Origin of the sequence: Longimicrobium sp. (genome assembly GCF_036280135.1) — a bacterium.
Classification (GTDB): Bacteria; Gemmatimonadota; Gemmatimonadetes; order Longimicrobiales; family Longimicrobiaceae; genus Longimicrobium.
Genome location: NZ_DASURI010000483.1, coordinates 1 through 8,816, shown reverse-complemented (window position 1 = coordinate 8,816; position 8,816 = coordinate 1). Strand labels below are relative to the sequence as shown.

At 68.2% G+C, this 8,816-nt stretch carries 7 protein-coding genes; 6 read left to right on the top strand and 1 reads right to left on the bottom strand.

Translation table 11 applies throughout. From position 1 onward, the window contains the following. The 6 genes from VFZ20_RS15710 to VFZ20_RS15685 form a co-directional block, all read left to right on the top strand. On the top strand, window positions 1-272 hold a 272-nt coding region (locus VFZ20_RS15710; RefSeq protein WP_329684856.1), incomplete at its 5' end, for a P-II family nitrogen regulator. A gap of 4 nt (window positions 273-276) precedes the next feature. Further along, window positions 277-2,688 (top strand): heavy metal translocating P-type ATPase, encoded by a 2,412-nt coding sequence (locus VFZ20_RS15705; RefSeq protein ID WP_329684855.1) that lies wholly within the window; start codon window positions 277-279, stop codon window positions 2,686-2,688. Between the two features lie 2 nt (window positions 2,689-2,690). Next, window positions 2,691-3,665, top strand: a complete 975-nt coding sequence (locus tag VFZ20_RS15700) for a hypothetical protein (RefSeq protein ID WP_329684854.1) — start codon at window positions 2,691-2,693, stop codon at window positions 3,663-3,665. Further along, window positions 3,662-4,612, top strand: coding sequence for an aspartyl protease family protein (locus VFZ20_RS15695; RefSeq protein WP_329684853.1), 951 nt, complete (start codon window positions 3,662-3,664; stop codon window positions 4,610-4,612). Before VFZ20_RS15700 ends, VFZ20_RS15695 begins: the two co-directional genes overlap by 4 nt. A 769-nt stretch (window positions 4,613-5,381) precedes the next feature. Then, window positions 5,382-5,801 (top strand): hypothetical protein, encoded by a 420-nt coding sequence (locus tag VFZ20_RS15690; protein WP_329684852.1) that lies wholly within the window; start codon window positions 5,382-5,384, stop codon window positions 5,799-5,801. A gap of 94 nt (window positions 5,802-5,895) precedes the next feature. Continuing rightward, window positions 5,896-7,083, top strand: a complete 1,188-nt coding sequence (locus tag VFZ20_RS15685) for a hypothetical protein (protein ID WP_329684851.1) — start codon at window positions 5,896-5,898, stop codon at window positions 7,081-7,083. A 624-nt stretch (window positions 7,084-7,707) separates the two neighbouring features. Here VFZ20_RS15685 and VFZ20_RS15680 read toward each other — a convergent pair. Next, entirely contained in the window at window positions 7,708-8,229 is a 522-nt protein-coding gene (locus tag VFZ20_RS15680; RefSeq protein WP_329684857.1) for an RNA polymerase sigma factor, read from the bottom strand. Between the last annotated feature and the right edge of the window lie 587 nt (window positions 8,230-8,816).

The window sequence follows — 8,816 nt, the reverse complement described above, 5'->3', positions numbered from 1 at the left end:
CCCGCTTTCCGGGGATGACGGTCACCGCCGCCCGGGGGTTCGGACGGGAGCGCGCGGAGGAGCCGCCCGCGCGCGTGGACGACCACGTGGACGACTTCGAAACCAAGGTCCGCATCGAGACGGTGGTGCATGATGACCAGGTCGACGAGGTGGTGGAGCTGATCTGCGAGACGGCTCACACGGGGCGCTACGGCGACGGAATGGTGTTCGTGCTCCCCGTCGAGCGCGCGGTGCGCATCAAGACGCTGCACGAAGGCGAGGAGGAGGTCTGAAACGATGACCGAGAAACTGCGGCTGGACCTGCCTGTTCTTCTGCCCGAGGTCGCGGATTCCCGCGACGCCTGTGTGGACCGGCTGGAGAGCCTGATTGCGCGTCACCCGGGGGTGACCGAGGTTCATCTGGTCGAGGAGAACGGCGGAGCCCATGCGCTCTGCATGCATTACAACACGGAGACGCTCACCCTCGCGCAGGTGGAGCGCCTCGCCCGCGCCGCCGGCGCGGAAGTCACGGAGCGCTACGGGCACGCCGTGCTCCCGATCCGGGCAGTGGGCGCCGAAGACGCGGCCCTCCGGATCGAGAAATCACTCCTCGGGATCGACGGCGTGCTGAACGCGTCGGTGAGCCTTCCCGCGCAGCGGGCGCGGGTGGAGTTCGAACGTGAGCGTACGTCCGTGGACGCGATCCGCGCGGAGTTGGGGCGGACCGGGTACGCCTCGGAGGCGCCGGTCGCCCATCAGGTCGGCTGCTGCCACCCGAAGGAGCCGGTCCCCGAAGGTGCGGGCTGGTATGCCCGCAACCGGGAGCTGGCGTGGAGCCTCGCCGCCGGCCTGCTGCTCGCCGTCGCCTTTGCCGGTGAGCGGTGGCTCGCCTTCCCAGCGGCCGCGGCCATCGGGCTGTACGCGGCCAGCTACGCTTTCGGCGGCTGGGACCTGACCCGCCACTGGCTCGGCTCGCTCCGCAAAGGCCGGCTCTCGTTCGACATCGACCTGCTGATGCTGCTCGCCGCAATCGGCGCGGCCGTGCTCGGCGAGTGGCTGGAGGGCGCGTTCCTGCTCTTCCTCTTCTCTCTCGCCCACGCGCTCGAGCACTACGCGCTGGGCCGCGCCCGGGGTGCCATCAAGGCGCTGGCCGATCTGGCTCCGCTGATCGCGCGGGTAAAGCGCGGCGAGCAGATGGTGGAGGTGCCGGTGGAGGAAGTCGGCACCGACGACACGGTGGTGGTACGTCCCGCGGAGCGGATCCCCGTCGACGGGGTGGTGCAATCCGGGAACTCGGCCGTCAACCAGGCCCCGATCACCGGCGAATCCGTGCCCGTGGACAAGGCGCCGGGCCACGAAGTGTTCGCCGGGACCGTGAACGGCGAGGGCGCGCTCTTCATCACTACCACCCGCGCTGCTGGCGACCGGACGCTGGACCGGGTGATCAAGCTGGTGGAGGAGGCGCAGACGCAGAAAGCGCCCACGCAGCAGTTCACGGAGCGCTTTGAGCGCGTCTTTGTCCCCGTGGTCCTGGTGGCGGACCTGCTGCTGATCGTGGTCCCGCCGCTCCTGGGCTTCTGGGACTGGAGCACCAGCTTCTACCGCGGCATGGCGCTCCTCGTCGCGTCGTCACCATGCGCGCTGGCGCTCGGGACGCCGTCCGCCGTGCTGGCCGGTATCGCGCAGGCCGCCCGGAACGGCGTGCTCATCAAGGGGGGCGCCCACCTGGAGAACCTGGGAACGCTCCGCGCGCTCGCGTTCGACAAGACGGGCACACTCACGGTCGGCAAGCCCGAGGTCACGGACCTTGTTCCCGCGGCCGGCGTCGCGGAAGGGGAACTGCTGGCCATCTCGGCGGCCGTGGAGCAGCATTCCCAGCACCCGCTCGCGCAGGCGGTGGTCCGCCGCGCCGCGGAGCAGCGGCTGGACCTGCCGGAGGCAGGTCCGCTTGAAAGCATCACGGCGCGCGGGGTGCGCTCGCTCGTCGGCAGCGAGACGGTGGAGATCGGGAGCCTCCGGCTGTGGCAGGAGCAGGGCGTCCAGGTGGATCCGGAGGTGCTCGCCGCCGTCGAGCGCCTCCAGGTCGGCGGGCGGAGCACCATGGCCGTGCGGCATGGCCAGCGCTGGCTCGGGGTGCTCGGAGTCGCGGACCGCCCGCGCGATGGCGTGCGTGGCACGCTGGACGGCCTTCGGGCGCTGGGCCTCCGACCACTGGTAATGCTGACCGGCGACAACCGAGGCGTGGGGGACGCGATCGGCCGGGAGGTCGGCGTCGACGAAGTGAAGGCCGAGTTGCTTCCCGAGGACAAGGTCACCGCGATCCGTGACCTTCTCGGCCAGCACGGGCAGGTTGCGATGATCGGCGACGGCGTCAACGACGCACCGGCGCTGGCGCACGCCACCGTTGGCATCGCGATGGGCGGCGCCGGGACGGCGGTCGCGCTGGAGACGGCCGACGTGGCGCTCATGGGCGACGATCTGGGCAAGCTCCCGTTCGCTGTGGGACTCTCGCGCCAGGCGCGGGGCGTGATCCGCCAGAACCTCTATGTCTCCCTGGGCGTGATCGCGCTTCTGGTGGTCGCTACGACCACGGGCCTGTTCGGGATCGGACCCGCTGTCATCGCGCACGAGGGCAGCACGCTCATCGTGATCGCGAATGCGCTCCGGCTTCTTGGATACCGCGGTCCGGCCACCCCGCACGCGAGCTGACCATGCCATCCTCTACAGCGCACCCGCCGGAGACGCTCCACGGCGAGTTGGTGAACGAATGCGTGGCGATGACGCGGTATCTGCTGGCCTCCGGGGCGGGCGTGCCGGCGGATCTCGTCGCCCAGGTGGACGCCTGCTCCTCCGCCAGTGGAGGGCCGGCGGACGCCGCCTCCCTCGCGAACGTCCACCAGCGGCTCGTGCGGCTGGTTCATCCCGCCAAGCCCGGCTCCATCGTGTATCTCCAGGAGGTCGCGGCGAATCGCCCGTCCCGGAGCACCCTCGGCACCGTGCCAGTCGTACGCCAGATCCTCGGAATCTCGCTGGTCTGCCTTGCCGCCTTCATCGGACTCGGCGTGTTCGGGTCCGTGGCGACGGCCCGGAACGGCGCACTCGTCGAATCCGTTGCCGTGCGGGTGTTCCTTCAGGAGATCTTCTGGATGAGCGCGGCAGGCCTTGGAGCCTCCTTCGCCACCCTGTTCGAGGTGAACCAGCAGATCACGGGGCGCACGTACGACCCCACGACCGCGCCGTGGCTATGGGTGAGGCTCACGCTCGGCGTCGTCGCGGGTTTCGTGCTGGTCGCCCTCGTGCCCATGGGCGAGGCCGGCGGACGCGGTGCTCACCCGATGGCAAAGCCCACACTCGCCATGCTCGGCGGGTTCTCCGCGCCCGTGGTCTACCTGGCCCTCAACCGGCTCGTTGAATCGGTGGAGTCCATGTTCCAGCCGGACGACAGGCAAGGCGCAGCTGCGCGGCGGCGCTCCGTCAACGCTCAGGTGGAGCAGGACGGAGCGGAAAGCAGGATTTCGCTCGCCGCAGAGCTCCTCCAGCTGCAGCGAAGCCTTGCCGCGGGCAGTCCGCCGGCAACCGTATCGGCAGAGCTTGGCGCACTGGTGGAGCGCCTCAACACTTCCGCGACTGCGCCTGCTGGGGCGGAGCGTGGCGCTTCCGCAATGCGGCAGGGAAACGGGCCGTGAGCACGCGGCGGTGGGCGGCCGCGGCGACCCTCTGCCTGCTCGCGTGTTCGGGCTGTGCCCCCGCACTCGCGCCTTGGAGCCAGACTATACCGCCGGACCCGGTGCCCTTCGCGTATGAGGCGGGCCATGTGGTGCTCCCGGTACGGGTGAACGGCTCAGCTCCGCTACGGTTCATTCTCGACACGGGGTTTCCCGTGTCCGCGGTCGACCTCCGGGCCGCCCGGGCAGCCGGCTTGCAGACCGCGTCGGGGCCCCAGCTCTCTGGAGTGGGGCCGGCGTTCCGGCAAGGGAGGCGGGCCCGGAGCGTTCGCCTCGACATGCCCGGGGCACCTCCCCTGCGCGTCGACCTCGCGGCCTTCCCGCTGGACGGGCTCGCCACCCAGTCCGGAGGTCGCATCGATGGCATCCTGGGGATGGATGTAATCGAGCGCTGGGCGGTGGAGATCGACTACGCGACCCGCACCCTCCGGCTCCATGCACCCGGATCCTACCGCTGCGCGAATGGCTGCACCGAGATCCCTTGGGTGCGCAAGGGGGGCGAGTGGTTCGTCACTGCGCGAGTGATGGCGGCCACCCGTCCGCCGGTCGCCGGACGCTTCCGTCTGGACACCGGGTCCGGTGGGGCACTTGCGCTCACGCGTCCCTTCGTGGATGCTCACGACCTGCTCGCCGCGACCCCTGGGACCGTCGAAGGGACCGCCGTCGGCATCGGTGGGATGTCGCGCCGCCGCGTCGGCCGGCTGGCTGCGCTTTCGATCGGGCCGTTCGTGGTGGAACGGCCAGTGACTGCGTTCGCGCAGGACAGCGTGGGCGAGATGGCGCGCGCCGACTTCGGCGGCGTAATCGGGGCAGACATCCTTCGACGGTTCCGGCTGGTGCTTGACGCCCACAGCCAGCGAATCCTGGTCCTGGAGTACAGGCCCGATCCTCCCCTCGCACGATCGTAAGCGTCCTGAGTTTTCCGCCTGACACAGCAGGGGTCTGGCGAATGGATTCGAGCGCTTCAGGCCAGAAGGCGGACCCACTGCCGGGCAGTCCGCTCCCCTGACGGCGCGGACGGCTGTGCAGTCTGCGGCGCGGCACCGAAACCCGGGCCTCTCTGATCGACGAAAACCACCCGCCCCGGGCCAGCTACCAACCGGCGGGCCGCCTGCAGCACCGAAAACGGCATCGACATGGGACGAAGACGCAGGCGGACGAAGAAGAAGCCGCCGGCACCGCATCCGCCGCTCTGGCCTTACCTGGTGGGGCTTGCGATCGTGCTTTTCCTTGGACTAACGATGCGCATCCGGTACCTGGAGCGGGTACATGCAGGGAACGGCGGGACAGGGACAAGACCTCCGGCATCAGGGATCGACACCACTCACCCGCGGGTGCATCCGTGAAAGCCAGCGTCCTCGAAACAAATACCTCGCCCGGCACGAATGTCCTTCAGCCAAGCCTGCGGTGATGCTCAACCGCACTGCCCAGGCCGGACTGCCGATCCGCGCAGGGGCGCGCCCCCACGAAGCGCATGGCCGGTGATGCTCACGCTGTCCCGTGAGCCGATGGACGGGCGGTCCGAGGTCCTGATATGCAGTACGATGCGAGGTGAGCCAAGACTCAGGATGTGAGATGAAACAACCCGGGGCTGGACCGTACCCCTTGCTCCGCCTGGCGCTCGCTGTCGCCGCCATGCTCGTCTGGCCCTCTTGCGACAGACCTGCCGGGCTCAGCGTGGACTTCATGGTCACGCATAGTGACCGGGTGGTGGACGCGGGGAGCACTTTAACGGACCTCCCGCCCGAGCCCGCGATCGTAGAAGCCAGAGCCGGTGGGGTAGAGGCGCACGGGGTGATCGCCGCCCCAGACGAGTGCGACGACTTGCGGGCACGAGTAGAATCCACGGATTCGCTATTGATCCTCCGAGTGGTCGTGCAGGGTTCACAGCGCCACCCCGGCGCGTGCGGAGGACCGGGTGGGTTTGCGCTGTTGCAGTGGCACGCGCGGATCGACCGCATCGAATCCGGTCGGCATCGCATCCGGATCCTCTATGACTACCGCGGTCTCCGGGCGCATGCAAGCAGCAAGATCGATACAGGCCGATATGCATACATGGACCGCATCGTGGCAGACCGGACGGTCATGGTGAAGTGAGCCGCTCACGCATTGAATTCCGCAGCCAGCCAGCTAGCACTGCTTCCCTAAACCAAGGTGGCCGATGACGACAGGTCCTTCGATGTGGGTTCGCATGATCTCCCGGCTGCAGGGGGAGGTCCCGGCAACAACCCTCGAGGCATACCAGCGTGCGAGTATGCCGGTCTTCGATCTCCTGGACCAGGTGGAGGCCCGGCGGCTGGCCTGCAGCGCGGAGGGGCTGAACCCCTGGACCGTGCCACCCGCGACCCGGGCGGAGTTCCTGTGCGCGTGGAACGCGTTCGTGCTGCAGAGCCTCGGCAACGACATCCTCGCGGCGGACTACAGGGAGAATTCCTCGACGGCAGGGTATGTCCCGCCGGTCACTGCGGACCAGGTGCTGACGTTTTACTCACAGGTGGAGGGGTGGCTAAACCGCGCGCAGCAGGCGCACGCGAACCCGGACTACCGGCTGGACGTGCAGGTGCCCGCCGAATTCCCGGCGTGGAGCGAAGTGGAGCCGTGCCCCAACTCGCACCTGCACGGGATGCTGCAGGCCATGAAGGCGGTCGGCGAACACGCCGCCGCGGCGATGTCGTTCCTGCCGGAAACCGCACCCGACGGGAAGGAGAAGCAGAAGCAGCTCAACCTGATTCGCCAGATCTATGCGTCCGCGGAGGCAAAGGCGCGCTACGCGGTGGAACTGCACGGCACCAACCCGACTCGCGACCTGCACGAGCGGCTGGAGCCCTACGCGAAAGAGGCGATCGAGCTCTACTACGAGCTCGGCCAGCTGATTGCCGATCCGGCCCTGGCAGGAGGCGGTGCCCAGCCCGGGACGACTCCGGTGCCTGGATCCAAGGCCCGGGTCGCGATGCCCGGTGATGCCGGCTTTGATCCGTGGTGCCTGACGGACCCAGACGCCCGGAAGCGGCTTGCCGGCGACCGCGAGGCAGGCAAGGCGGTACGCAAGATGTGGGAGCTGGACCCGGACCCCGCCCGCACCCTCGCAATCCACGCCGAGATCCAGGCCGCGTTCGGCAGGGGCGACATTGGGTACGCGACGAACAACGGGACGAGGCTAGGCCACTTCTTCTGCTGCCCATGGGGGGCCGTCTATGTTGCGAAGCGCGCCGTCACTCTCGGCGGCACGCGGCTGCGCACGATGCAGCAGTTCGTCTTCGACGTCAGCGCAGAGGGCGTGAACCTCGGCGAGAAGTTCAAGCGCGGCATCATGGTCGGGAACTTCCAGCCTACGGACCAGTTCGAATACGGCGATCCCGACGAGGCGCCGGACCACTGAGCCCCTCTGGTATACTGTGCTACGCGATTCTCCGGCACATCGGCAGGAGGACGATCCCAATGAGTCGCAGACGAAGGCGGACCCGGAAGAAACCGACGGCTGCGCACCCACCGCTCTGGCCCTGCTGATCCTGCGGGTGATTGTACGGGGCTCCCGGCGCCACCCCGGCGGGTGTGGCGGACCCGGTGGGTTCGCGCTCTTCCAGTGGCACGCACGCATCGCACCGCTGGGCCTAGGTCCACACCGCGTGCTTTATGACTACCGCGGTCTCCGCTCCCATCCGATCGGGGAGCGGACAGGGCGTAATCCGCACCCGGAGCGGGTCGTGGCGCAGCAGACCGTCACCGTGGAGTAGGATGACTGCGGCAACTCTCAGCTTTGCGCCGCGGCCGGGACGGTGTTGATCTTTATCGTCGTAGGCTGTGCTGCAGTCAGGGCGTGCGCGGCCTAGTGTTTCGCGCCCGGTACCCGCGCGCAAGGAGAGAAGGGGGTGGGGAGAGCGCATCTCCCCCCATTGATCCGATTCTTTCCCGGGGTTGGGTCGAGGCGCGCGCGCCTCGACCGGACGGACGGGTTGTGAGGGGTGGCACGGGACGATTCCAGCCGGCACCGTGCCCGCCCAGGTCAGGACCTATCTTCCAGCAGGGGCTGCATCTCCCCCAGCACCTTCAGGCGGACCCGCTTCGCCTTCGCCTTCAGCGCGCTGAGCGGGATATCCAAGAGGCTGGACGCCTCTTGGTTCGAGCGTCCCTCAAGGAAGCGCAGCGTGAAGATCGTGCGCTGCTCGGAAGTGAGTTCGGCGAGCACGGTTTCCAATCTCGCGCTTAACTGCCGCTCACGCATCATCTCCTCGGGGAGGCTGGAGGAAACAGCGCTCCGCACCTGCACCGTCTCCTCGTCCTTCATCCGGAAGTCGCCTTCGGGAGTCACGAACCTCCGCTGGAGGCGCCTGCCTTCGTTCTTGGCGAGGTTCTTCGCCACGTGGAACGCCCAGGTGCGCCACTTCATCTTTGCATCGAACCGGCGGCGGTGATTCACCAGCCGGACCCAAGTGTCCTGGCAGAGATCCGCAGCGCGCGCATCGTCGTGTACTCCGCAGTGCCTTATCCACGCATGCAGAGGCCCGTGGTAGCGCGTGTGGAGCATACCGAAGCTGACCTTACAGCCGGATTGAGCGTAGCGGATCCAGAGTTCCTCATCGGTGAGACGCGCGCGGAGCTGCCTTGCGCGAGCTGGGGCGGGTGCCGGTTGGGAGATCATCTGCAAAGTGCGGCTGAGGTGGACGGGGACTGTCGGAACACATAGGTAGCGGTGAACCGGATTCGGCGTGGTCTCCGAGAGGATTCCTCCTTGTAAATGGTGAAGAGCAGTTGAGCGTGGGCTGGTAAAAGACCTCGGCGGCGTCGCCGGCACAGATGCGGACGCCGCTGAATGCGAAAACGGCCCCGGGGTCCCTCTCCCGGAGCCGCTTCATGTGTAAGTCCTGCTGGCGTTTTATACAGCGTGCTGACTTTGCGCGTAGATCATGCGCGGCTAGCGGTCTCAGCCAGGCGGGTGTGCCGGGCCGCAGCGGTTCGCGCTCTTCCAGTGGCGCGCGGAGATCGGTCCTCTGAACCCGGGCACCCAGCGCATACGGATCCTCTACGACTACCGCGGTTCCGGTCTCACGCAACAGGTGAGAAGGGGGACGCGACCAGGATCCAAACCGAGTGGTGGCGGAGCGGACAGTGGAC

What these genes read in the sequence shown, in the direction of transcription:
- VFZ20_RS15705 (WP_329684855.1), top strand. Translation starts at nt 277, where the DNA reads ATGACCGAGAAACTGCGGCTGGACCTGCCTGTTCTTCTGCCCGAGGTC.
- VFZ20_RS15685 (WP_329684851.1), top strand. Translation starts at nt 5,896, where the DNA reads ATGATCTCCCGGCTGCAGGGGGAGGTCCCGGCAACAACCCTCGAGGCA.
- VFZ20_RS15680 (WP_329684857.1), bottom strand. Translation starts at nt 8,229, where the DNA reads ATGCTCCACACGCGCTACCACGGGCCTCTGCATGCGTGGATAAGGCAC.
- VFZ20_RS15700 (WP_329684854.1), top strand. Translation starts at nt 2,691, where the DNA reads ATGCCATCCTCTACAGCGCACCCGCCGGAGACGCTCCACGGCGAGTTG.